Origin of the sequence: Cognatundibacterium luofuense (assembly GCF_018139685.1) — a bacterium.
Taxonomy (GTDB): Bacteria; Pseudomonadota; Gammaproteobacteria; order Burkholderiales; family Burkholderiaceae_D; genus Undibacterium; species Undibacterium luofuense.
The window spans coordinates 1-543 of record NZ_JAGSPN010000086.1; the positions used below are offsets into that span (position 1 = coordinate 1).

General features: G+C 57.5%; 1 protein-coding gene. It reads left to right on the top strand.

All coding sequences use genetic code 11. The features are described 5' to 3' along the window. Nucleotides 1-466, top strand: a 466-nt coding sequence (locus tag KDM89_RS19445; RefSeq protein ID WP_230427996.1) for an SAM-dependent methyltransferase, incomplete at its 5' end; no start/stop codon positions are given. Nucleotides 467-543 lie beyond the last annotated feature (77 nt).

Sequence of the window (543 nt, forward strand, 5' to 3'; positions counted from 1 at the left end):
TCTGGTGGTGCGCTTAAAGGGTGGAGACCCTATGTTATTCGGTCGCGCTGATGAAGAAATCCGTGCGCTGGAAGCAGCTGGTATCAGTTATGAAATCGTACCCGGCATCACCACCGCTTTGGCTGCGGCCGCCAGCGTGCGTCAGCCTCTGACCAAGCGCGGTATTGCGCGCAGTGTGGCGCTATTCACCTCCAGCACCGCGCCTGGCGAAGCAGCGGATACCCGCATCCCGGAATGCGACACGTTGGTGCAATACATGGGCGGACGCGAAGCCATGCTGACGGCACATCGTATGCTGGATGCCGGTCATCCCGAAACGCATCCTGTTGTGGTGGTAGAAAACTGCAGTCGTGCCGACGAAGTCATTACCCACATGACGCTGCAGGATTTAGCACAGGGCTTGCACACTTCGTCCGGACCGGTACTGGTGATGATGGGCGAAGCCATGCGTCAGCGCCGACTTTAAGCTGCGCAGAGCACCCGGACCGCATACTCTGCCTGATGAATTATATCTGCGTCACGCAATAATCACGTATTGCCATT